Below are 23,646 nucleotides of genomic sequence, written 5' to 3'. Positions count from 1 at the left end.
ATAATAAATATAGCAGATAATAAAAGGAGTCTTCTAACGGAAATCTTTCTTAATACGGTCTAAATTTCGCTTGTTGTCGCGATCTTTAATGGTTTCGCGCTTATCATAGAGTTTTTTACCTTTTCCTAAACCAATTACTAGTTTAGCTAAACCTCTATCGTTAACAAAAAGTTTTAAAGGAATAATAGCATTTCCTTTTACGTCTATTTCCTTTTTTAACTTTTTAAGCTCTTTTTTATTAAGCAGTAGTTTACGTTCTGCTTTTGGTCTGTGGTTGTAGTAGTTGCCATAAGCGTATTCTTCTACCGTCATATTAATAACAAAAAGTTCCCCACGCTCATTAAACTCGCAGAAACTTTCGGCAATAGAAGCCTTGCTGGATCTAATAGATTTAATCTCAGTTCCGCTAAGTACAATCCCAGCCGTATATTTATCTAATATCTCGTACTGAAATTTTGCTTTCTTATTAAGTATGTTAACCTTATTTTGCATGGATGGCAAAGATAGTTTTTTAGTTATTAGTTAGAAAGTTTCGTTTAAATAACTTTTGAAGTTTAAAATCTACAATGATTAAGAGTTGCTAAGAATTCGTTAATGCTTCATTAAATTGTAATCTTATCTTTAGTTTTACGACTTTATTTTTAGAAAATAAATTAATCATGAAGAATTATTTGCTACTCGTATTTGTTGTTGTCCTTTTTGGATGTAAGAATGAAAATTCTAACACAAATACAATAACTACTGAAGCTGTTACTAAGGCCTTAACTGCAGATGAGATTATTAATAAATCTATTGAAGTTTCTGGTGGTGAAAAGTTTAAAAAATCGAGTTTAAAATTTGAATTTAGGGATGTTTATTACCAGGCACTTCGTAAGAATCACGAATTTCTTTTAGTACGCATTTTAGTAAAGGATAACGATTCTATTTTTGATATGTTGAGTAATGTAGGTTTTGAACGCTATGATAATAAAGACTTCGTGAAACTCGAAGATTCCATTGCTAAAAAGTATGAAGCTTCAGTTAATTCGGTACACTATTTTTCCGTTTTACCTTATGGTTTAAATGATGAAGCCGTAAATAAAGCACTGTTAGTAAGTGAGCAAATAAAAGGTAAAGATTATTATAAGATTAAAGTTACATTTAGTGCAGAAGGTGGAGGCGAAGACCATGAAGATATTTTTATTTATTGGATTAATAAACACTCTTTTAAGTTGGATTACTTTGCATATTCATATAATGAGGGTAAGGAAATAGGAATGCGTTTTAGAGAAGCTTATAATGAACGTTATGTTAATGGATTACGTTTTGTAGACTATAACAATTATAAAGCCGAGGATGCGAAGTTTATTCTAGAAAACCTAGGTAAAGTTTTTGAAAATAATCAGTTAGAATTGTTGTCTAAAATTGAATTAAAGAATATAGAAGTTCAGCTAGTTGACAATTAATAACTCTGAAAATTTACCATCTTTTGTAAAAGTAACTTTATACAAATTCGCATTATTATGGTCTTCAATATCATCATATTTATCTTCACCTAATAACGCATTTGCAAATTTTGGAGTGGTATTACTGTGGCCAACAATAAGAACTGTTTTTCCTTTTGTTTTTTCCATGAATTCTTCAATTTTAAAGTCTGAAGGATTGTAAAAATGAAGCACTAAATTATTAGCTTTTGCCGTTGGAGTTGCTGTTTCTTTGGTTCTGTTGTAATTGGTAGAATATACAGCATCAAAGTTTACACCTTTAAAATGTTTTTTCCAATTTTCTGCACGTTTGCGGCCAATTGTAGTTAAATGTGGGTCTTTATTCTTTTTATCGCCTCTGTCTTTTTCTGCATGTCTTATTAGGTAGTAGGTTGCAATGACGTCTTCATTTTCTTCCGTTGTCTTTTCTTTACAAGATGGAAATGCGACTAAAGTTATAAGTAGTATTAGGATTATTTTTTTCATGATTGTTATACGAATAGAATTAAATTCTTTAATTAATAATAATAATAATAATTGAAAAAGATTGTTAGTTTTTGTGGTGTTAAGCTAATTCTAGAGCCACTTCAATCATATTTTTAAAAGTAGTTTCGCGTTCCTTGCTAGTTGTGGATTCACCTGAAACCAAAGAATCCGAAATAGTTAAAATGGCTAATGCATTTGCATTATGTTTTGCGGCAATGGTATATAAACCAGCAGCTTCCATTTCTACACAAAGCACTCCGAATTTAGACCACTTTTTAAAAGACTCTTTGTCATCTTCGTAAAATTCATCTGAAGACAAAACGTTACCAGCCTTAATTTCTATGTTTTTAGCTCGTGCAGCTTCTACAGCTTTCATAAACAAGCCAAAATCTGCAGTAGGTGCGTAGTCTGCACCTCCAAAACGCAATTCGTTAACACCAGAAGTAGAAGAGGCAGACATTGCTAAAACAACATCCCTAATTTTTACATCCTTTTGGTACGATCCAGCACTTCCAACTCTAATTAAGTTTTTCACGCCATATTCTGTTATTAATTCATGCGAATAAATAGAAATACTCGGAACTCCCATTCCTGTTCCCATAGTAGAAACTCTTTTGCCTTTGTAAGTGCCTGTATAGCCATACATGCCTCTGACTTTGTTAAAACAAACTGGGTTTTCAAAAAATGTTTCAGCAATCCATTTTGCTCTTAATGGATCTCCTGGAAGTAAAATAGTCTCTGCAATTTCGCCTTTTTTGGCTTCGATATGTACACTCATATTACAAAGTTAAGCAAAGAAGTGATTTATACTTTTTATTTTTACTTCAAATTTTAACAAAATTTCATCAAAATTCCTGTTTTATACTATCTAAGCCAAAATTAGTCATAGCACTATAGGAGCTTTAAGATAATTTGAATACAATTCAAAATCAAAAAAAAGTATAAATCACTTCAAAGTGAGAGAGTAGAGTATCTAATAGGCTGCGGTTGAATATTCGTCATTCATCATAGCAACACCTGCAGATGCACCAATTCTAGAAACACCAACTTCAATGTATTTAAGAGCAGTTTCAGCATCTCTAATGCCTCCAGAAGCTTTTATTTTAAGTTGGCCTCTTACCGTTTTTTTCATAATCTTTACAGCAGTTAACGTCGCTCCACTTTTGGAGAAACCTGTTGATGTTTTTACAAAATCGGCTTTGGCGTCGATGCAAATTTCACAAGCTTTTACAATTTCGTTTTTAGAAAGTTCACTTATTTCTAAAATAACTTTTAGCGTTGTAAAACCAATGGCTTTTTTTACTTTACTGATATCCTTAAGAACAGCAACATAGTTTTTGCTTTTAAGGCGTCCAATATTAATAACCATATCGATTTCTGTGGCGCCTTGGTCTATAGCGTTTTTTGCTTCAAATATTTTTGCTTCTGTAGACATTGCTCCAAGCGGAAATCCAATAACGGAGCAAATTTTTACATTAGATCGTCCAATAGCTTGTTTAGCTAGAGAAACATAACTACTGTTTACACAAACTGAATAAAAATGATATTTTAAAGCTTCGTCGCAAAGTTTTAGGACGTCTGCCTCGGTAGCTGAGGCGCTTAATAATGTGTGGTCAATGAATCTATTTAATTCCATGATAAAAAGTTAGGGCTTTTGTACTTAAAATTAATGCAATAATTCCCATAATTATGTTAAGGGAACACAACAAAAATGATTAAACTTAAAAGGTAACGTTGGAATTAAATAGCTCGACAAAGTTAATATTTATCCGTTAAAAAGCACATTAAACGTTGAAAATTATTGTGCATTTCGTCGAATATTTTTTTATTAACCCATAACTAATTAGTAGTCAATTAGTTATGTATTGTTAAAATTGAGTCTAAACAAACTGCATGAGGTTAATAACTTGATAATTAAAAATTGTTTATAAAACTGACCTATGACTTTTGTCAGTATTTGAGCTTTTTATCAATTATAAATTTGTAAAATTTTAAAAACAAATCTCATGAAAAATTTATTATTATTTATTTTACTAATTGGTTTTACAGTTAATATTAATGCTCAAGATGATACATCATCTGATGATTTTAACAAATGGCAGGCGCGTTTTAGACTTATTTCTGTAATACCTTCTCCTGGTGATGATATTGCTGGTGCTGATGTAGATATTAGTACGGCTTTTGTTCCTGAATTGGATTTTACTTATTTCTTTACTAAAAACATTGCAGCAGAACTTATTTTGGCAACTACTAAACATGATGTAGAACTTGAAGGTGGTGCTGATTTGGGACATGTTTGGTTATTACCTCCAACACTTAACTTGCAGTATCATTTTTATGCAGATGACTTTAAACCTTATGTTGGTGCAGGTGTAAACTATACTTTCTTTTATGGTGAAAATGAAGGAGATGTTGCTGGTATGGATTATGAAAATACATTTGGATTTTCTTTACAAGCTGGTATAGATTATAACTTAACTGATAAGTGGTTCTTAAACTTTGATATTAAAAAACTGTTCTTATCTACAGATGTTGATGTTGACACAGGTGAAGGCGTATTGCCAGTAGCAGTAGACATTGATCCTTTAGTAATTGGATTAGGTGTTGGTATGAAATTTTAAAAGAATAAAACTTTAAATAAACAAAAAATGAGCTCATTATTTGAGCTCATTTTTTTTGTTTTATATATTATGCTAAGTTTATATCTAAATTTTAGATAGTATTAGATTATTCCATAATGGCACTAACGGTATAGCCAGCTTCTCTAAGTAGATTAATGACTCCAAATTCTCCTGCTAAATGACCTGCGCCAACACCAAAGAAAGTAGGTTGCTCAATTGCATATTCACTAATTTTCGGGATCCAGTTTTTATTTCTATTTATTAATAACTTGTCTTGATGCTTATTTACAGAAGAAGATTCGTCATCATTCATCATTGCAATCAATGCCTCTATATTTTCATCTTTATAGATGTCTAACATTTTTGTAAACATATCTCTATCTTTCTGTAAATTATCTTTTGCTGTTTTTAATAAGTCAGCAACTTGGTCTTCATAAGGAATATCATCAAAAACTTTCATCTGGTCCTCAATAGTTTCTAAACCATTAATGTCCTCTTTTTGCTCAGTAGCCACAGCCATAAGCTCTTGCTCAAAAGATTGCATTGGGCAGTCTAACATTTTTGGATAAAGCATGGCAATTAAGAAAAAAGGCTTAATGTTTTCTACCATTTTTAGAGGCATACCAACTTCATTAGTTATTAATGAATCTATAATGGCATAATCTTCTTTAGAGACTAAATCGCTAATTTTTTTACCGTCTTTCATGTACATGCCTCCCATCATCTTGGTTTGCATTGATGGATCGTCCATATCTATTTCTAAAACTACTTGAGATGTTTCATCTAGTGCTTTCTTTACATCGTCTTCTAAGGAGGCATCACAAGTAATATGAATGGTTCCAAAAATGTAAGATGGTTTTTCTAAACCATTTCCTTCAATTTTCCAAAGTGTTGAATTTTCTAATTTTTGCGCATTTATAGATATAACACTCAATATTGAAAATAGTACTGTAGCGATTAATTTTTTCATTCTTATGTTTTATTGATTACAATGCATTAGACATAAAACTTTAAAATTAGTTACAGATTCATTAGAATAAAATACATATTCCTAATTCTCTGTTTATATTTAGGCTTCAAATAGAACAAGAATGACTAAAAAGATAGAAACAAATATAGAATACGATTTAATTTGTGTTGGTGGTGGAATAATGAGTGCCACCTTAGCGTTAATCTCAAAAATTTTACAACCAGAATTAAAAGTACTTATTGTTGAAAGATTAGATGATGTTGCGCAAGAAAGTTCTGCGGCATGGAATAATGCAGGCACAGGACATTCAGCTTTGTGTGAATTAAATTATTGTCCACAAGAAGAAGATGGTTCTGTATCCATTAAAAAAGCCATTGAAATTTGTAGACAATTTGAAGTGTCTAAACAGTTTTGGTCGTTTTTAGTTGAAGAAGGACTCATTGATAATCCAGAAGATTTCATTAAAAACGTACCACATCATAGTTGGGTGACAGGTAAATCAAATTCAGATTATTTAGAAGCTCGTTTTAAAGCGTTTAAAGAGCACTATTTGTTCGATTCTATAGAGTTTACTAGAGATATTGATAAAATGAAAACTTGGTTTCCTTTAATAGCTGAAGATCGTTCTGGTAACGAAGAAATGGCAGCATCTCGCATTGAAAGAGGCGCAGAAGTCAATTATGGAAATCTTACAAAACAACTTTTTTCTATTCTAGAAACCAAATATAATACACCAGTTAATTGCAACATGGAAGTGCAAGATGTAGATCCTAGTCCTGATATTGATTGGACAGTTGAATTAAAAGATTTAAAAACAAAAGAGGAACATCATGTAGAGTCTAAACATGTTTTTATAGGAGCAGGAGGTGCAAGTTTATTATTACTTCAAAAAGTTGAAATAGAGGAGAAGGAAGGTTATGGCGGATTTCCGGTAAGTGGTGAATGGTTAGTTTGTAGAAATGAAGCTATTATTAAGCAACATAACGCAAAAGTTTACAGCAAAGCAGGACCTAATGATCCACCAATGTCTACACCACATTTAGATACAAGATATATAGATGGTAAGCGTGAGTTGTTATTTGGTCCTTTCGCTGGTTTTAGTCCTAAATTTTTAAAAGCAGGTTCTAATTTCGATTTATTAAAATCTATTCAATTCGATAACTTATCTCCAATGCTAGGTGCTTTTTGGCACAATTTACCATTAACCAAATATTTGGTAGAACAGGTGAGTATGAGCCATGAAGACCGTATGGATGAATTAAGGAAATTTTATAAAAACGCGAAGAGTGAAGATTGGGAATTGTTAGTTGCAGGTCAACGTGTTCAGATTATTAAAAAGGATGAATATGAAGGCGGTAAACTTCAATTTGGCACAGAAGTCGTGAGCAGTAAAAACGGCAGTATTACCTGTCTTTTAGGGGCTTCACCAGGTGCATCTACAGCAACAAATGTTATGATGAGTGTTTTAGAAAAAGCATTTCCAGAGATTCTGAATACAGAAAAAGGAAAACAATTATTGCAAAAAATGTTACCAATGTATAATACTGAATTAACCAAAGAATTATTTGAAGTTCAGCTTGAAAAATCTAAGAAAGCATTAAAATTATAACAGTATAATTATAAAAAGGAAGAGCAACACTCCTTCCAAGCGCTTGAAATTTGTGTTGCTCTTAACCAACCAATCATTATATAGACTGTTATTAGAATTAAATGTTACAGTGCTGCTCTGTACAATTTTAACTGAATGAATAAAACAAGATTTAAAGAATTAGATGCCTTGAGAGGTTTAGCAGCAATTATGGTGGTTTTCTTTCATTTTACAATGGGCAAAAATCAAGCCGATTTAGGATTTAAGCTAGGAACAACTGGAGTCGATTTATTTTTTATAATAAGCGGATTTGTTATTCTACTAAGTCTTAAATATGTTAAGAAATCGAGCCAATTTATAATAAATAGAATAAGTAGATTGTATCCAACATACTGGGCAAGTGTTACTTTAACTTTTTTGGTATTGCTATTTCATAGCTTTTATTTCTTGGACTTTAGTAAGGTAAGTATTGTTGAGTATTTTGGAAATATGACTATGTTTCAATTTTACTTAAAAATTCCAAACCTTGATGACTCCTATTGGACTATGATAGTAGAGTTGTTGTTTTATGGTTTTATGTTAATTTTATTTCATTTTAAATTAATAAAACACATAAATAAAATAGGAATATTTTTAACCTTATTCATTGTGTTAATGGTTCACTTTCAATTTGAAAACATTTGGGTCAAGAGATTGTTTTATTATATGCCTTTAATACAATTTTGGCCATTATTTTTCACAGGTATTTTATTTTATCAAATTATCACCAAGCACACAAATCTAACTAAGTATTATGGAATGGTCATTCTTTGTTTATTCTCTCAAATATCTCTTTTTGATTATTCCGGATATTCAAAAAAGTTTATAGACTTTTGGGAATACGCGGTTATGCTGATTTTTTATTTTTCTTTGATGACTTTATTTGTAAATGGAAAACTGAAATTCATTATAAATAAGCCTTCATTATTTTTGGGTAAAATCTCTTTTTCATTGTACTTAATTCATCAAGTGATATCAACTGAATATGTTATTCCAATTTTGTCAGGCAAATTGAATTTTAACTTTTGGTTCTCTTCAGGAATTGCATTAGTATGTTCTTTAATTCTCGCCACTGGAATTACATTTCTTATTGAAGTTCCTTACAGTAAAAAAATGAAAAATAAATTATATAAAACAATGTATAAACGGCTTTAAAAAAAAGCCGTTTATATTAATTGTTACAATTCTTCAGCAACTAAATCACCTTGATTTCTAAAGACTAACTGCCCATCGAATTCATCTAATAAAATGATACTGTCAGTTGTAACCTTACCAGCTAATATTTCTTTACTCAACTGGTTTAAAACATCTTTTTGTATCACTCGTTTTACAGGTCTTGCTCCATATTCTGGATTATAACCTTTATCTGCTAAATAGCTTACTGCTTCTGGTGTCGCATCAAACGTAATACCTTGTTTTGCTATCATTTTAGTGATGCTTTTAAGTTGTAAACCTACAATATCAACAATGTTCTCTTTAGATAAAGGTGTAAACATAATAGTGTCATCAATTCGGTTTAAGAACTCAGGTCTTACCGTTTGTTTTAGTAATGCTAAAACATCTATTCTTGCAGCTTCAATGGCAGAAGGAATGTCCTTTGTAGCTTCAAAACGGTCTTGTATAATCTGACTTCCCATATTAGAGGTCATAATTATAATAGTGTTTTTAAAGTCTGCAATTCTTCCTTTGTTGTCCGTTAAACGTCCTTCATCTAATACTTGTAATAAGATATTAAATGTATCTGGATGTGCTTTTTCAATTTCATCTAATAAGACTACAGAATAAGGTTTTCTTCTCACGGCTTCTGTTAATTGTCCACCTTCATCATATCCAACGTATCCTGGAGGCGCACCAACCAAACGACTTACTGCATGACGCTCTTGATATTCACTCATGTCAATACGAGTCATTGCATTTTCATCATCAAATAAATATTCTGCTAAAGCTTTAGCCAATTCCGTTTTACCAACACCAGTTGTTCCTAAAAATAAGAAGGTACCAATTGGTTTTTGTGGATTTTGTAGTCCAGCTCTCGAGCGACGTACAGCATCACTAACTGCTTCAATAGCTTCTTCTTGTCCGACAACACGTTTGTGTAATTCGTCTTCCAGTTTTAGTAATTTTTCACGATCACTTTGAAGCATTTTAGTTACAGGTATTCCTGTCCATTTTGCAACAACATCTGCAATATCCTCATAGGTTACTTCTTCTTTTATTAGCGATGTATCTTGTTGCTCTGCTAATTCTTTTTGGAATTTTTCAAGTTTCTCATTCGCCTCTTTAATTTTTCCGTATCTGATTTCGGCTACTTTTCCATAATCACCATCACGTTCTGCACGTTCAGCTTCAATTTTAAAGTTTTCAATTTCTTCTTTTATATTCTGAACGTTGTCTACCACTTCTTTTTCAGACATCCATTTGGCATTCAGCTCATTTCGTTCTTCTTTAAGATTAGCTAAATCAGCTTTTAAGCTTTTTAATTTAGTTTCATCTTTTTCACGTTTAATGGCTTCATGTTCAATTTCTAGCTGCATTATTTTGCGATCTAAAACATCTAGTTCTTCTGGTTTAGAGTTAATTTCCATTCGTAATTTAGAAGCAGCCTCATCCATTAAGTCAATCGCTTTATCCGGAAGGAAACGATTGGTGATATAACGTTGTGATAATTCCACAGCACCAATAATGGCTTCATCTTTAATTTGAACCTTGTGATGCGCTTCATACTTTTCTTTAATACCACGAAGAATAGAAATTGCACTTTCAGTATCTGGCTCATCCACCTTTACCATTTGAAAACGACGCTCTAAAGCTTTGTCTTGCTCAAAGTATTTTTGATACTCATCTAAGGTAGTTGCACCAATAGCTCTTAATTCGCCACGTGCTAAAGCAGGTTTCAGAATGTTTGCAGCATCCATTGCGCCTTGTCCACCACCAGCTCCAACGAGTGTATGAATCTCGTCGATAAATAATACGATATCGCCATCGCTTTCGGTTACTTCTTTGATTACGGCTTTAAGTCGCTCTTCAAATTCACCTTTAAATTTTGCACCTGCAATTAAGGAACCCATGTCTAAAGCAAAAATTTGCTTGTCTTTTAAGTTCTCAGGAATATCTCCATCTATAATTCTGTGCGCTAAACCTTCTGCAATGGCTGTTTTACCTGTTCCTGGTTCACCAACTAAAATCGGATTGTTTTTTGTTCTACGAGATAAAATTTGAAGAATTCTTCTAATTTCTTCATCTCTACCAATCACAGGATCTAATTTGCTATCTCGTGCTAATTGATTTAAGTTTTTAGCATACTTATTAAGTGAGTTATAAGTTTCTTCTTGACTTTGAGATGTTACTCTGTCACCTTTTCTTAATTCTTCAATCGACGCATTTAAACCTTTTTCAGTAACTCCTTGGTCTTTTAAGATTTGGGCGATTTTACTTTTAGATTTAAAAATAGCTAAAACTAAATGTTCAATAGAAACATAGTCATCATTCATTTTTTTAGCGATGATTGATGCTTCGTTTAACGTTTTACTAGCATCACGAGAGAGCATAATATCTCCTCCAGATACTTTAGGAAAACTTTCGAGTTCTTTGTCTAATATTTGTTGTAGCATTGGAATATTAACATTCAACTTTTTAAGTAGAAATGGTAATACGTTTTCATCAACATTAAAGAGCGCTTTAAAAATGTGCTCGTTTTCTATTTGCTGATGACCAAAACCTTGAGCAAGCTGCTGAGCTTGCTGTATGGCTTCTTGCGACTTAATTGTATAATTGTTAAAGTTCATATTTTATTGTTTTTATAGTTAACTAGAAACTTCTTGAGTTCTCAAATCAACCTTGTTTTATTGTTGTGTTTGACTATCTTTAAACAATTATCTTACCAATTTAAAAATGTAAGAAATAAACGACAAAATGTCTGTTTTGACTCATTTGTTAATGACGTTTTGTCTTATGTAAGATTACGAATTTGTTTCGACTTAAGGAATGACTTAGGTCAGTCAGTTAAGTATTTTGTTTAGAAGACAATCAAACTATTAGAACTGACTATAGACAATTTAAAAATATAATATGTTTAAAAAATTATTCGGTTCATCAGAACCAAAAGAACCAAAAGAAGCTAAAGTTGAAAAGGTATTACCTTGGCAACCGTTAAGCGATGTGTCTCAATTAGAGGTTATTGCTGAAAAATCTAAAACCAAAACACAACTCATATTTAAGCATTCTACACGTTGTGGAATAAGCAGTATGGTTATGAAACAATTTGTATCTGCTTATGATGTAGATAATAATGCTGATTTATATTATCTAGATTTATTGAGCTACAGAGATGTTTCTAATGAGGTTGGTTATAAATTTCAAGTAATGCATCAGTCTCCACAACTATTAGTAATTAATAATGGTGTAGTGGTTGCGCATGCTAGTCATGGAGGTATTAATGAGCTAGAATTAGAACGTTATAATTAGTATTGAGTATTTACATTAAATATAAAATCACTAAAGCAGATTTATTAAAGCGTAATCATGGCATTTTTATAGAAAATGTTGAAGAAGCGTTTTTAAATTTTATTAGTCAAGAAAGAAAAGCAGGAAACAAAATTTTAAGTGATGAATATATTGCTAGTACTGAACGCAAAATAAAAAGAAGTACTAATATCAATATTTTTGTCTTATCTATTTTGGGTTTGTTTTGTTTATTTCTAGGATTGTATCAATTTTTATATACAGAACCTTTAATAGGTGTCAACCTTTATACACAATTTCCTTTAATTTCTAATGGCTCTATAGAAATTTCTGGAAGTATTTTATTACTCTTAGCTTGCGGATATAGTTATTTAAAACGAAAAGATGTTTTAGAGCGATTAGTTAAATCTCATTTAATAGACGCGTTAAAAAAACTAAAAAGAGAAAAAGATAATTTATCAATAGCTCAGAGTAAAAAGCGTAAACGTTTTAAGCAATCTTATAAAGTTGGAAATAAAAAGCCTCCCAAATAATGAGAGGCTTTCAGCTAAAACTATATTATTCTTTTATGATCTTCACAATTCTTTCTCCTTCATCACCTTTTATTTTTACAAAGTAAACGCCATTAGAAAGTTCACTTAAATCCATTTCAGTATGTAATGCCTCTACTGACGTTGATACAATTTGCTTTCCTAAAACTGAAGTAATTTCAACGGAAGTTATATTTGAAGAATTACTAATTAGAAGTACATCTTTCACAGGATTAGGAAAAACAGTTAAATCACTAAAATTCAAATCATTTATACTCAAGGATTCAACAAAATTGGTGTTCCAAGTATTGGTGATAATTGCAGGATTAAAATCAAAATATATCTCTGCCGTATTTGGTATTACATCTCCAACTGCATAATCAGGGAAAGGCTTAATTTTAAATGTTATAAAACCATGACCAATTTGCGAATCGTCATCTTGCGAAGGCGGTAAGTTAACTCCAGAAAAATTCCACTCTAATTGTTTGCCAACGCGTTCTAATGAATATGCATGACTGGCATCAACCATTTTTAAAGTAGATTCGTCTAATTGTTCATCTAATAAATCTTCAACTCTAATGTTTATGGCATTTGCTGTACCTGTGTTTTCAAAACGAATGGTATAGGTTAGGTAATCGTCGGTTGAGAATGTAGACTGCACAATGTCTTCACCATGTTTTTCTGTTATATCATTAGGGTCGTAAGAACCTACAATAGTTTGTGTTAAACTAGAGCTGTTGTCTGTAGGTACAATTTCTCCCGTCAATAATTCAATGTCCACAGAATTTGTAACTAATTGGCCTAAACTAACCGTTGGTAAAGTAGGCACTTGCATTCTTACCCAAAGGCGTTTTGTTTCAAATGGTTGTAAATTATTAAATGTATAACTAAAACCAGTGGCTGTTGTGGTATATGAAGCTGAATTATAATTATACCAGTAACTAGACACCTCATGAACACTCAGTAAATTAAGAGCATTATCTATAGTGAAATCAATAGTTCCAGAGGTTACTGTTTCAGTTGAGTTGTTTGTATAACTAATATAATTCCAGTAATGAAAACCAGGAATAGGTGGTCTCCAACTTTCTGAAATATCAATAGATAAATCGTTATAAGGCGTTACTGTAATGGGGAAATCGTAGGTGGTAATTCCAGAACCAACAGGAACCGTAATATTATTATAACTTGCCGTAGTTGTGTTATAAGCAGCATAATCGCTATCTACTGAATATGTCAAATTATAAGTTGTTGTTGGATTAGATTCATATAAGTAATGTGGTGACACATATAAATTGTTTATGACGCCATCATTATTTATTTCATAATTAAATTGACCTAATGGATAGTTAATTTCTCCTGATTCTTGTGTGCCATTTCCATTAGTATCTACAAAGGCATTTACTTCTATGCCATCTGATTGTTGTAAACTAAAACTTTGAGCTTCATCAAAGAGATAAGCAATTTGCTCATTACCGTAGTATGTACCATAAAAATAAGCACCTTCTAAATCACCTGCATAATATCCAAAATTAATATCATCTTGGGTTATGATATATAAGGCTGTAAATGTTGTACTATCAGTCTGTCCAATACCTAAACTAGCTAATGGACCACCAACAATATCAAGATCTTGGTAAGGAACTTCTGCATCTATATTTGTTATAGGTGCATTTCCATTGTTGGTTACTGTAAATTCATAAGAAACAGTATCACCAGTACTTGTAAATCCGTCACCATTAAAATCATCATAAACAGCTGTGTAACTAACTTCTAAAGGTGATTCTACTCTAATAATAATATATGCAGTATCACAATTGCTAGGGTCATAAATTTCACAAATTTGGTAGTTTAGGGAATAATATCCTATAGGTAAATTTGCGGGAATTGTTAAAACTCCGGAAGCATTTAGAGTAATTCCAAGTGAATTTGTATCTGCCAACGATACATTTAAATCTCCAGGAATAACAGGTAAACCTTCAAAAGTATCATTATCTAATAATTGATATGTTGTGCCAACTTCAAGAACTGAAGTGATATCGTCGCGTTGTGCATTAAGATGGTAATTATCTAAAATAATACCTTCAGCAGTGTAGTTTGTGTTATAAGTGTTACCAGAAGTTACGACGGCATCAATAAACATATTTTCATCGGCTTCATCTAATTGGTCTAAAATAGTTGGATAACTATAGTCTTCATAATAATTTACGTACTGGCCAGCAGGAATTGTGATATTTATGGTTGATGTTGTGTAATCGGTATTATCAGCAGTTCCGTTAGTTGTTGTTATTACAATATTTGTATCTACAGGACTTGGGTGTGTTAATCTTGGTGTAAATTTAAGGTCGTAGCCTTCCTCTGCAGCTAAATTATTTGAAACTTGACCATTTGGATCATCATCATCATAATAGTTAGCTTGAATGCTAAAGTCAGGTAAACCGTCATTATCGATAATAGTAATAGTTTCAGTTTCTGAAATGTTTACTGTATTTCCAGAAGTTGCAATAATTGTTGCGCTGAAAAATTCTTCAGGCTCATCTAAAGTGTCATCGGTTACGGGAATCTGAAAATTTGTATATGAGTATCCAGCTACAATTGTCTTAGTTTGTGTGGTATTTGTGTAATCGTTATTGTCTGCTGTACCATTAGTTGTCGTTAATTGTAACACTACATCAGAGTTATAAACTCTATTTAAACTAACGTAAACATATCCAGAATAACTTTCGGAAGCAGTATTAGAACTAATACTAAATTCAGGTATCGTATCGTCGTCTTTAATAGTAACCGTAATATCTAAACTATTATTTGTTGTGTTACCAGAAGTTATAGTTGCCGTTACGAAATAGGTTTCATCGGATTCTGTAATAGCATCTTGTATTGAATTAATAGAGAAGTAACTACTTCGTTGGCCTGCGGGAATAGTTATAGTAGTATTAATAGCATTATAATCGGATGCATCTGCAGTAATATCTGCACTCGTAATATTTATGGTAACATCTGAGCTAAAATAATTACTCAAATATATTTGTTGATTATAAGTTTGACCTTCAGTTCTAGTTGGTGTAAGATAAGTGTTTACGGTTGGTGTTGTATCATTATCCCATAAAGTAATAGTTCTAGTAATATTTGAATTTGCTGTATTCCCAGAAGTCACTGTGGCTTCAATAGTAAAATATTCATCAGTTTCTACAGTCGAGTCATTAAACGTTGGAATAGTAAGCGAGTTACTACTTATCTGTCCTGCAGGAATCGTAATTGTAGTGTTTAAAGGTGTGTAGTCACTTGCGTCAGCAGAATTTACTATTGTTGCTACATCAATAACAACATCAGTTGTTGTTGCGCTATACATACTTACAGTAAATGTATAGGTATTACCTTCAATTACAGAATAATTGCTTCCACCGTTGGTGATATAAACCGTTGGATCTTGAGAAAAACAAAACATAGAATAAAAAGCGAATAGAAGCAGAAGTGTGATTTTTTTCATAATGATTGGTTTTGTTTTTATAAGATGTACTTTCTTATAAAGGGTTGCGTTAAAAAATGACTTTTTTTAATTTAACCAAAGAATGAGTTCTATAATTAAAACAGCTACAAACAAAAAACTCCTACCTAAGGTAAGAGTTTTCTTTTTATATATTGTTTAGAACTAACTTCTTCTAATGTTATAAGAACCAATAATGTCCTTCAACTTTAGTTTTAAATCTTCACCAGAGTCAAATACCATTTGCTCATCACTCGGAAAACGAACTTCTCTTTGGTTTAATAAATCAATATCATTTCTAACTAAAGCTCTTTTGTCACCTCTATAGATTCCAAACACATTCTCAAAAACAAATCCACTATCAATAGAAAAGGTGTCAATGATTTGATTTTGTTTTAAATCTGTATAAACCACATCAGCAATAACTTGTGCAGATTTAGTTTGTAATACTTCAGTAAATCTTGCTTTAACGTTTATTATTTTATCAATTTTAATATCGTTTCCAAGACTATCTTTTTTTACATTTCCATTTCTATCTAATAGATATTCCCAACCATCAACGATTTGCTTTTGCCTAAGCACTTGTGTTTCATTAATACGCTCTGGTGAAACATTTATTTGTTTTAATTGTAATTGCATCGCAAAATCATAATCTAAAGTATTATTAGCATTTGCATGGTAGGTTGTCCAAAACTCATTCAATCCGTATGTGTTAAAATCAACTAATTCAGCTTCTAATTGTTGTGGAATTATTTGATGTGTTTGGTTTTGAATAGACACATGCACATAATCCATACCTGCTTCATGAGCTTCAGCCATTAAGCTTCTGTTTTCTTCAAAATTCGGATTAATTTGTTCAATATAACTGAATATTCCATGAGCCTTTCTAGCATTAAATTTATCTCCAGAATCCAGCAGTGTAATACCTTGACCAATTAAATACTCAGACGTTATATATCTATAATCTACAATTTCAGAACTGTAATCATTAAAATCTAAGTTCAATGTTTTACCATTTATTTTTAAAGGCATCACACGCTTAATGGCGTTTTGTCTTGCTTCTAAATCTAAATAAATATTATATATGGTTTTAAATTGCTCAGGATTTCCGTCTTTTTTAAGATGCTCAACATCATTTAAATCTTCTTCTAATACTTTATAGTATGCATCCTCAAGCATTACAATATAATCTTGCTTACGGTTTTTGTCTTTATTGTTTTCGAGTTTTCTTAACGCTTCAGAAATGGCTTCATCGTAATTACCATGGCTAATTGCGGTTTCAATTTGTTTTTTAGCACTACAAGATACTAGTACTGAAACAAGGACTGTTAAGAGTAGAAATCTTTTCATAATGTTAGGTTTTTATTGGTTATATAATAGTAATTCCAATTATGATGCCAAAGTTGTTTTTGGATTCAAAGTATTCGACACTTCAAGTGATTTCGAAGCATGAGAAATAGTGTCGAGACGCTTTGGTACTCTAATGGTTCTCGATACGATTCCAAAAAAAAAGGAATCACTCGAACTGACGTCATCTATAATTTTCGTTTCTTTGTAAACCAATTAAAAGTCCCATGTTTGATACCGAAAATGGTTATTTTCATCCTATAGAGTTGCATTCGGAAATACTTCCAAAGCAATTTACATTTCCGTTTTATTACACACCACATCCATTATGTGTTAATGCTGCAGATGAAGTAAAGGATTACTTAAATACACAAACAGATTTTGAACATAATTTTGGTTTAGATAAAAGCAAAACATCTTTAAAAATTGGAAAAATGTTTGGTGTAATGATTGTTGAAAATTTAGAAGGACAATTAGGTTATATCACAGCATTTTCAGGAAAATTAGCCGAGAGCAATCATTTAAAAGGGTTTGTGCCTCCGATTTATGATACGTTGAATAAAGATGGATTTTACAAACAAAATGAAGCTCATTTAAATGATTTAACTACTAAAATTGAAGCTTTAGAAAAGAATCCGGAATTAGAAAAAGCTGAAATAAATTTAAAACTAACAAGATTAAGTAGTATCCAAAAGCTTGAAAATTTTAAGAATAATGCTAAAGCTGAAAAACAAAAACGAAAACAACGTAGAGTAGAAGCAGAGCATAATCTTAATGACTCAGAAAAAATAATACTTTTTGAAAGTTTAAAGCAGCAAAGTATTCAGAGTAATATTGATTTAAAATATTTAAAGTTGAATCTTGAAGCTGAGGTTGAATTGGCTGAAAAGAATTTAGCGGCTTTAGTAAAACCTATTGAAGCTTTAAAAATAGAAAGGAAAACACTTTCAGCACGTTTGCAAAAAGAAATCCACGAGCATTATCGATTTTTAAATGCTAAAGGAGAAACTAAAGATTTAATCGATATTTTTAAAAGTACAGATATAGGAAAACCACCTGCAGCTGCAGGAGAATGCGCAGCTCCTAAATTATTTCAATATGCTTACCAGAATAAACTAAAGCCTATTGTAATGGCAGAGTTTTATTGGGGAATTTCGCCAACAGCAGAAGTTAGAAAGCATGGACAGTTCTATCCATCTTGTCGTAGTAGATGTGAACCTATTTTAGGTCATATGATGCAAGGTTTAAATGTTGAACCAAACCCTATAGAGTTAGCTGGTGTGTTTAAAGGTAAATTAGATATCATTTATGAGGACGATTTTCTTTTAGTTCTTAATAAACCACACGAGTTTTTATCAGTCCCAGGGAAAACAATTAAGGATTCTGTTTTAACCAGAATGCAAACTTATTTACCAAATGCAACAGGTCCTTTGTTATTGCATCGTTTAGATATGTCAACGTCTGGATTGTTGTTGGTTGCAAAAAATGAGAGAACGCACAAAAAACTTCAAAAACAGTTTATAGAACGTAAAGTTAAAAAGCGTTATGTTGCTTTATTAGATGGAACTCTAGAAACTAAAGAAGGTGAAATAGATTTACCACTTCGTGTAGATTTAAATAATAGGCCAAGACAACTGGTTTGTTATGAACATGGTAAAAAAGCAACGACTAAGTATAAAGTTGTTGCTATTGAGGCTAATAAAACAAGAATACATTTTTATCCAATCTCAGGGAGAACACATCAGTTAAGAGTGCATGCAGCGCATTATAAAGGATTAAATACACCAATAGTTGGTGATGATTTGTATGGTACAGTATCAAACCGTTTGCATCTTCATGCTGAGACTTTGAGTTTTGAGCATCCTGTAAAAAAAGAATGGGTAAGTTTTAGTTGTGAAGCTCCGTTTTAAGTTGGTGGTTTTTCAAAAGATTGTCTTCTGTATTAACTTTCAGATTAATGCAGAAAAAAGACCAAAGTAATTGAACTTCGGTCTTCATATATATTTTTAGCTTACTGCTTACTGCTTATTTCTTCTTTTTCTTAGAATCAAAAACAGGTAGTAATTGTGTTTTTACAGAACCAAAACCAATTCTAATATCATCATTTTCGCAATAACCTCTCATAATAACCGTATCGTTATCATTGATAAATTTACGTTCCGTACCATCTTTTAGCTTTAAAGGTTTTGTTCCTTTCCAGCTTAGTTCTAGCATAGAACCGTAAGAATCTGGTGTCGGACCAGAAATAGTTCCACTTCCCATCATATCTCCTGCATTAATAGGGCAACCATTAACAGTATGATGCGCTAATTGTTGCGCCATATTCCAGTACATGTATTTAAAATTCGATTTACTAACCACTGTTTCTTTAGCTCCTTTTGGCTGAATACCAACTTCTAAATTAATATCAAAACTCTTTTTACCTTTAGTTTGTAAATACTCTAATGGTTTAGGCGTTTGTTTAGGGCTTTCAGTTCTAAAAGGCTCTAAAGCATCTAAAGTTACAATCCAAGGTGACATTGATGATGCAAAACTTTTTCCTAAGAATGGTCCAAGTGGTACATATTCCCATTTCTGAATATCGCGAGCAGACCAATCATTAAATAATACCAATCCGAAGATATATTCTTCAGTTTCTTCAATAGGAATTGGTTCACCTAAATCATTAGCGTCTGTTGTGATAAAAGCCATCTCTAATTCAAAATCCACCAATTTTGAAGGTCCAAAAACAGGTTTGTCTGCACCTTCTGGCAACGTTTGTCCTTGTGGACGATGAATTGGAATTCCTGAAGGAATAATAGAAGAACTTCTACCATGATAACCCACAGGCATGTGCACCCAATTTGGTAATAACGCATTCTCTGGATCTCTAAACATTGCGCCAACGTTAGTTGCGTGTTCTTTACTAGCGTAGAAATCAGTATAATCACCAACTTGTATTGGTAACTGCATTTCAATTTCATCTAAACGAAATAAAATAGTTTCCTTATGTGGAACATTATTTTTTAAAGTATCATTTTCTGCATCAAAAATTTGTGCGATTCTGTTTCTAACTAAACGCCAAGTTTTTCTTCCATCAGCAATAAAATCATTTAAAGTATCCTGTAAAAAGATGTCATCTGTTAAAGGGATACCTTCAAAATAGCCTAATTGATGTAAAGCACCAAGGTCAATCGCAGTATCACCAATTCTAGTTCCGATAGTAATAATGTCGTCTCTGGTTAAGAAAACACCGAAAGGAATGTTCTGAATTGGAAAATCTGAAGTCTTACCGACATGTAACCATGACGTTCTATCTGGATTATTGGCTGATAATGGCATATTGCAATTGTTGATTAAATGTTCATTAATTTCTATTCAAACCTACATAATTTTTGATATTTAAACTAATGTATTCACTATTTTTGTATTGATTTAACAAACACAATAAATATGCAACGCGACGAACAAATTTTTGAACTCATTAAAGCTGAAAAAGAACGCCAAATTGATGGTATAGAATTAATAGCATCAGAGAATTTTGTTAGCGACCAAGTTATGGAAGCTGCAGGTTCTGTATTAACTAATAAATATGCTGAAGGCTATCCTGGTAAGCGCTATTATGGTGGTTGCGAAGTAGTTGATGAGGTTGAAAACATTGCTATTGATAGAGCAAAGACTTTGTTTGGTGCTGCTTATGCTAACGTACAGCCGCATTCTGGGAGTCAGGCAAATACAGCAGTTTTTCATGCGTGTTTAAAACCAGGTGATACTATTTTAGGTTTCGATTTATCTCATGGTGGACACTTAACACATGGTTCTCCTGTTAATTTTTCGGGTAAATTATATAATCCTACATTTTATGGTGTAAAGAAAGATACAGGTTATATTGATTATGATATGTTAGCTGATCAAGCTAAAAAAGAACAGCCAAAATTGATTATTGCTGGTGCTTCTGCTTATTCTAGAGATATCGATTTTGCTAAATTTAGAGAAGTTGCTGATAGTGTTGGTGCAGTTTTATTAGCAGATATTTCGCATCCTGCAGGTTTAATTGCTAAAGGAATTTTAAACGATCCAATGCCTCATTGTCATATTGTGACGACTACAACGCACAAAACGTTGCGTGGACCAAGAGGTGGAATGATTATGATGGGAGAAAATATTGATAACCCATTTGGTATTACTTTAAAGAACGGTAAACTTCGTAAAATGTCTGGTTTATTAGATTCTGGTGTTTTTCCAGGAAACCAAGGTGGACCATTAGAACATATTATTGCTGCAAAAGCCATTGCTTTTGGTGAAGCATTAACAGATGAGTTTTTACATTATATGTTACAAGTAAAGCACAATGCTGATGCTATGGCAAAAGCGTTCGTTGCTAAAGATTACAACTTAATTTCTGGAGGTACCGATAACCACATGATGTTAATTGATCTTAGAAATAAAAATATTACAGGTAAAGATGCAGAAAATGCTTTAGTGAAAGCAGATATTACAGTGAACAAAAACATGGTGCCATTTGATACAGAATCTCCTTTTGTAACTTCTGGTATTAGAGTTGGTACACCTGCAATTACAACACGTGGTTTAAAAGAAACTGATATGCCTTACGTGGTAGATTTAATTGATGAAGTTTTAATGAATCATGATAATGATACTGTTTTAGCTGGTGTCGCTGAAAAAGTAAATGCATTAATGGGAGGACGTGCTTTATTTAATGCATAAAATATAGACTATGTTACACTGAACTTGTTTCAGTATCTCATATTAGTTGAACTATAAATTTATAATTAAAAGCCTTTCAATTTATTTTGAAGGGCTTTTTCTATATATCAAAATAAGATTCAAGATTAATGAAATGGTTAAAATAATTCCTGCTATGATTATTTGGTTGATCGATAAATTTTTAAAATCAGGTCGTCTTACTTTTTCTATAACGACTAGTATAAAAGGTATTGCCAAAAGACAATTAAAAGTTAACCATAGATACTTGAGTATTTCAATTAAAAATTTTGAGAAATTGAGTTTTGATTTCAAAATACCTGAGATTATTTAATCTTCAAAAGTTGTGTGAATGTATGCACCAGCATCGATTGAACTTGTTCTAGATTCACCATTAATGTCATTATCCACACCAAACGTAGAGGTGTTAATGGCATTAGCTGCAGAATCATTTCCTATTCGCATTAAGTTTTCAAAAGGGTCTTCAAAATCTGGATCTTCATTAAAAACGTTGTTCTCGAAAAAAGTAACATTGTCAAAATCGTAATTACCAGTACCAGAAAGCGTTTCGTTGTTGAATCTTAGTAAACAATTATTAAATTTATAGTTAAAGGTATTTCCGGCATTTTCTATTAAAAACTCAGGATTATCATTACCATAAATAATACAATTGTTAAAATTAGCTTCAACTAAACCAAATACAGTAGGTGTTCCGTTTTCATCTAAAATAAAATCGTTTAATAGTAGTGCAGGGAAATCCCTAAAACTGCTATTCCAGTAATTAGCAATGGTACAATGTGTAAAATTATATTTACCGCCTAATGTGCCTGCAAAAGCAGATTGACCACAATTGTTTATGACTATATTTTCTGCTGTAATAGAAGTCGCAGTTCCTCTAATTCCGAAACTACTTGTATTATAGATTTGCGAATTTGTAATGGTTAATTTATCGTTAGTAGCATCTCGATTTCCATCTGCAATAATACCAATTGTAGCATTTTTTATTGTTGCATAATTAATGCTGATATTTTCACTTCCGTTAAAAAGCCAAATAGTTCCCCATTGACCAGGGATATCCTCGTAAAGCGGTTCTAGTCTGTCACCTTGTAAAATCACTTCGTTTTCAAGAGTTTCTTGATTTGTACTTATGTCTCCATTGATGTTTAAAGTGGCACCATCAGTTACAATAATCCCAGAATCGGCATGGAAATGCACACGTGCACCAGCTTCCATCGTTAAGGTTTTACCTGTGTCAACGCCTGCGTAACCATAGATGACATAAGGTTTTTCGTTGGTGAATGTAAGTTCGCTATCTTCAAGAAAACGTCCTTGCAATGCTGTTTCATCAGGTGTACCGTCGCCATCAACATCAAACGTTAAGGTCTCAATAATATTTGTATCTTCATCTCTAGATGGATAAATAAAAACGGCATCTTTTACTAATGTCACCACGTCTATATCTTGTTGATTACTACCTGCATCAAATAAAATACGATCCGTATATAAAAACTGATTACCTAAGCTTCCTAGTGTTGAAATATCTATGGTTGTTTCAATAAAAATGAACAAACTGTCATTTGCTAATAATTCTACATCTTCAAAAAATTTCCCTTCTTGTTCACCCTCTAAACCTGTTGTGCCATCAACATTCATTCTGTAGTATGAACTAGTACCGTTTTCAAGTTGTATTGTCGGAATCACAATATCATCATCACTGCGATTATATACTTTTAAGTTATACGTACTTGAACCTATAGTTGAAAAAACAGTATCTAAATAGATGGTGTCTCTTGCAAATTCTAAGTTTCCTTGGCTTGGTGAAAATTCAAAATCGTTACGGCAAGAGCTCCAAAAAAGTAAGATTCCGAAACAAAGTAAAAATGATAGCAATCGCTTCATAAAGTGATAAATATAATTAGGGCTTAAAAATATAACTTTTGAAGTTAGGATTTATTA

The 23,646-nt window shown here is 31.9% G+C and carries 18 protein-coding genes; 8 read left to right on the top strand and 10 right to left on the bottom strand.

The genetic code is table 11. The features are described 5' to 3' along the window. Positions 1 to 33: 33 nt before the first annotated feature. Positions 34 to 492, bottom strand: coding sequence for an SsrA-binding protein SmpB (gene smpB / locus Q0807_RS14670; protein WP_299111046.1), 459 nt, complete (start codon positions 490 to 492; stop codon positions 34 to 36). Between the two features lie 167 nt (positions 493 to 659). Between smpB and Q0807_RS14665 the strand changes: the two genes are divergently transcribed. Beyond that, a complete protein-coding gene (locus Q0807_RS14665) occupies positions 660 to 1,445 on the top strand; it encodes a DUF6503 family protein (RefSeq protein ID WP_299111044.1) in 786 nt (261 codons plus the stop codon). On the opposite strand, the gene Q0807_RS14660 is transcribed toward Q0807_RS14665, so the two are convergent. The 3 genes from Q0807_RS14660 to deoC all read right to left on the bottom strand — a co-directional run bounded on the left by Q0807_RS14660 (position 1,431) and on the right by deoC (position 3,585). Next, positions 1,431 to 1,949: a histidine phosphatase family protein gene (locus Q0807_RS14660; RefSeq protein ID WP_299111042.1), complete on the bottom strand. Its 519-nt coding sequence runs from the start codon at positions 1,947 to 1,949 to the stop codon at positions 1,431 to 1,433. The two genes, Q0807_RS14665 and Q0807_RS14660, sit on opposite strands and share 15 nt — an antisense overlap. Positions 1,950 to 2,028: 79 nt before the next feature. Further along, on the bottom strand, positions 2,029 to 2,727 hold the full coding sequence (gene deoD / locus Q0807_RS14655) for a purine-nucleoside phosphorylase (protein WP_299111040.1): 699 nt from the start codon (positions 2,725 to 2,727) through the stop codon (positions 2,029 to 2,031). Between the two features lie 195 nt (positions 2,728 to 2,922). Further along, positions 2,923 to 3,585: a deoxyribose-phosphate aldolase gene (deoC, locus tag Q0807_RS14650; RefSeq protein ID WP_299111038.1), complete on the bottom strand. Its 663-nt coding sequence runs from the start codon at positions 3,583 to 3,585 to the stop codon at positions 2,923 to 2,925. 370 nt (positions 3,586 to 3,955) lie between these two features. Here deoC and Q0807_RS14645 point away from each other — a divergent pair, with 370 nt between their 5' ends. Next, positions 3,956 to 4,570 (top strand): OmpW family protein, encoded by a 615-nt coding sequence (locus tag Q0807_RS14645; protein WP_299111036.1) that lies wholly within the window; start codon positions 3,956 to 3,958, stop codon positions 4,568 to 4,570. A gap of 106 nt (positions 4,571 to 4,676) precedes the next feature. Here the strand turns inward: Q0807_RS14645 and Q0807_RS14640 are convergent, their stop codons facing one another. Beyond that, on the bottom strand, positions 4,677 to 5,540 hold the full coding sequence (locus Q0807_RS14640) for a TraB/GumN family protein (RefSeq protein ID WP_299111034.1): 864 nt from the start codon (positions 5,538 to 5,540) through the stop codon (positions 4,677 to 4,679). A 121-nt stretch (positions 5,541 to 5,661) separates the two neighbouring features. Here Q0807_RS14640 and mqo point away from each other — a divergent pair, with 121 nt between their 5' ends. Both mqo and Q0807_RS14630 read left to right on the top strand, forming a co-directional pair. Beyond that, entirely contained in the window at positions 5,662 to 7,149 is a 1,488-nt protein-coding gene (gene mqo, locus Q0807_RS14635) for a malate dehydrogenase (quinone) (protein WP_299111031.1), read from the top strand. Positions 7,150 to 7,284: 135 nt separating this feature from the next. Further along, on the top strand, positions 7,285 to 8,322 hold the full coding sequence (locus Q0807_RS14630; protein WP_299111029.1) for an acyltransferase: 1,038 nt from the start codon (positions 7,285 to 7,287) through the stop codon (positions 8,320 to 8,322). A 23-nt stretch (positions 8,323 to 8,345) separates the two neighbouring features. Here Q0807_RS14630 and clpB read toward each other — a convergent pair whose 3' ends face one another. Next, positions 8,346 to 10,952, bottom strand: coding sequence for an ATP-dependent chaperone ClpB (clpB, locus tag Q0807_RS14625; protein ID WP_299111027.1), 2,607 nt, complete (start codon positions 10,950 to 10,952; stop codon positions 8,346 to 8,348). 283 nt (positions 10,953 to 11,235) lie between these two features. On the opposite strand from clpB, the gene ytxJ reads away from it, so the two are divergent. Both ytxJ and Q0807_RS14615 read left to right on the top strand, forming a co-directional pair. Beyond that, on the top strand, positions 11,236 to 11,631 hold the full coding sequence (gene ytxJ / locus Q0807_RS14620) for a bacillithiol system redox-active protein YtxJ (RefSeq protein ID WP_299111025.1): 396 nt from the start codon (positions 11,236 to 11,238) through the stop codon (positions 11,629 to 11,631). 2 nt (positions 11,632 to 11,633) lie between these two features. Continuing rightward, entirely contained in the window at positions 11,634 to 12,161 is a 528-nt protein-coding gene (locus tag Q0807_RS14615) for a hypothetical protein (protein WP_299111023.1), read from the top strand. Between the two features lie 25 nt (positions 12,162 to 12,186). Here Q0807_RS14615 and Q0807_RS14610 read toward each other — a convergent pair whose 3' ends face one another. Both Q0807_RS14610 and Q0807_RS14605 read right to left on the bottom strand, forming a co-directional pair. Further along, complete coding sequence (locus tag Q0807_RS14610; RefSeq protein WP_299111021.1) at positions 12,187 to 15,642, bottom strand: Calx-beta domain-containing protein; 3,456 nt, start codon at positions 15,640 to 15,642, stop codon at positions 12,187 to 12,189. 162 nt (positions 15,643 to 15,804) lie between these two features. Next, complete coding sequence (locus Q0807_RS14605; RefSeq protein ID WP_299111018.1) at positions 15,805 to 16,989, bottom strand: hypothetical protein; 1,185 nt, start codon at positions 16,987 to 16,989, stop codon at positions 15,805 to 15,807. A 224-nt stretch (positions 16,990 to 17,213) separates the two neighbouring features. Between Q0807_RS14605 and Q0807_RS14600 the strand changes: the two genes are divergently transcribed. Further along, positions 17,214 to 18,896, top strand: a complete 1,683-nt coding sequence (locus Q0807_RS14600) for an RluA family pseudouridine synthase (protein ID WP_299111016.1) — start codon at positions 17,214 to 17,216, stop codon at positions 18,894 to 18,896. A 115-nt stretch (positions 18,897 to 19,011) separates the two neighbouring features. Here the strand turns inward: Q0807_RS14600 and fahA are convergent, their stop codons facing one another. Continuing rightward, positions 19,012 to 20,307 (bottom strand): fumarylacetoacetase, encoded by a 1,296-nt coding sequence (gene fahA / locus Q0807_RS14595; RefSeq protein WP_299111014.1) that lies wholly within the window; start codon positions 20,305 to 20,307, stop codon positions 19,012 to 19,014. Between the two features lie 111 nt (positions 20,308 to 20,418). On the opposite strand from fahA, the gene glyA reads away from it, so the two are divergent. Then, positions 20,419 to 21,693, top strand: a complete 1,275-nt coding sequence (gene glyA, locus Q0807_RS14590; RefSeq protein WP_299111012.1) for a serine hydroxymethyltransferase — start codon at positions 20,419 to 20,421, stop codon at positions 21,691 to 21,693. Between the two features lie 327 nt (positions 21,694 to 22,020). On the opposite strand, the gene Q0807_RS14585 is transcribed toward glyA, so the two are convergent. Continuing rightward, entirely contained in the window at positions 22,021 to 23,589 is a 1,569-nt protein-coding gene (locus Q0807_RS14585; protein ID WP_299111010.1) for a hypothetical protein, read from the bottom strand. Positions 23,590 to 23,646: the final 57 nt, after the last annotated feature.

Source organism: uncultured Winogradskyella sp. (assembly GCF_947495255.1).
In the GTDB taxonomy this organism is placed as follows: Bacteria; Bacteroidota; Bacteroidia; order Flavobacteriales; family Flavobacteriaceae; genus Winogradskyella.
Note: the sequence above shows the minus strand (reverse complement) of the source record. Positions and strands in the feature narration are given on the sequence as shown.

Bases quoted from the DNA above. Each gene is read 5' to 3' on its own strand.
- smpB (WP_299111046.1), bottom strand. From the start codon at position 492: ATGCAAAATAAGGTTAACATACTTAATAAGAAAGCAAAATTTCAGTAC.
- Q0807_RS14665 (WP_299111044.1), top strand. From the start codon at position 660: ATGAAGAATTATTTGCTACTCGTATTTGTTGTTGTCCTTTTTGGATGT.
- Q0807_RS14660 (WP_299111042.1), bottom strand. From the start codon at position 1,949: ATGAAAAAAATAATCCTAATACTACTTATAACTTTAGTCGCATTTCCA.
- deoD (WP_299111040.1), bottom strand. From the start codon at position 2,727: ATGAGTGTACATATCGAAGCCAAAAAAGGCGAAATTGCAGAGACTATT.
- deoC (WP_299111038.1), bottom strand. From the start codon at position 3,585: ATGGAATTAAATAGATTCATTGACCACACATTATTAAGCGCCTCAGCT.
- Q0807_RS14645 (WP_299111036.1), top strand. From the start codon at position 3,956: ATGAAAAATTTATTATTATTTATTTTACTAATTGGTTTTACAGTTAAT.
- Q0807_RS14640 (WP_299111034.1), bottom strand. From the start codon at position 5,540: ATGAAAAAATTAATCGCTACAGTACTATTTTCAATATTGAGTGTTATA.
- mqo (WP_299111031.1), top strand. From the start codon at position 5,662: ATGACTAAAAAGATAGAAACAAATATAGAATACGATTTAATTTGTGTT.
- Q0807_RS14630 (WP_299111029.1), top strand. From the start codon at position 7,285: ATGAATAAAACAAGATTTAAAGAATTAGATGCCTTGAGAGGTTTAGCA.
- clpB (WP_299111027.1), bottom strand. From the start codon at position 10,952: ATGAACTTTAACAATTATACAATTAAGTCGCAAGAAGCCATACAGCAA.
- ytxJ (WP_299111025.1), top strand. From the start codon at position 11,236: ATGTTTAAAAAATTATTCGGTTCATCAGAACCAAAAGAACCAAAAGAA.
- Q0807_RS14610 (WP_299111021.1), bottom strand. From the start codon at position 15,642: ATGAAAAAAATCACACTTCTGCTTCTATTCGCTTTTTATTCTATGTTT.
- Q0807_RS14605 (WP_299111018.1), bottom strand. From the start codon at position 16,989: ATGAAAAGATTTCTACTCTTAACAGTCCTTGTTTCAGTACTAGTATCT.
- Q0807_RS14600 (WP_299111016.1), top strand. From the start codon at position 17,214: ATGTTTGATACCGAAAATGGTTATTTTCATCCTATAGAGTTGCATTCG.
- fahA (WP_299111014.1), bottom strand. From the start codon at position 20,307: ATGCCATTATCAGCCAATAATCCAGATAGAACGTCATGGTTACATGTC.
- glyA (WP_299111012.1), top strand. From the start codon at position 20,419: ATGCAACGCGACGAACAAATTTTTGAACTCATTAAAGCTGAAAAAGAA.
- Q0807_RS14585 (WP_299111010.1), bottom strand. From the start codon at position 23,589: ATGAAGCGATTGCTATCATTTTTACTTTGTTTCGGAATCTTACTTTTT.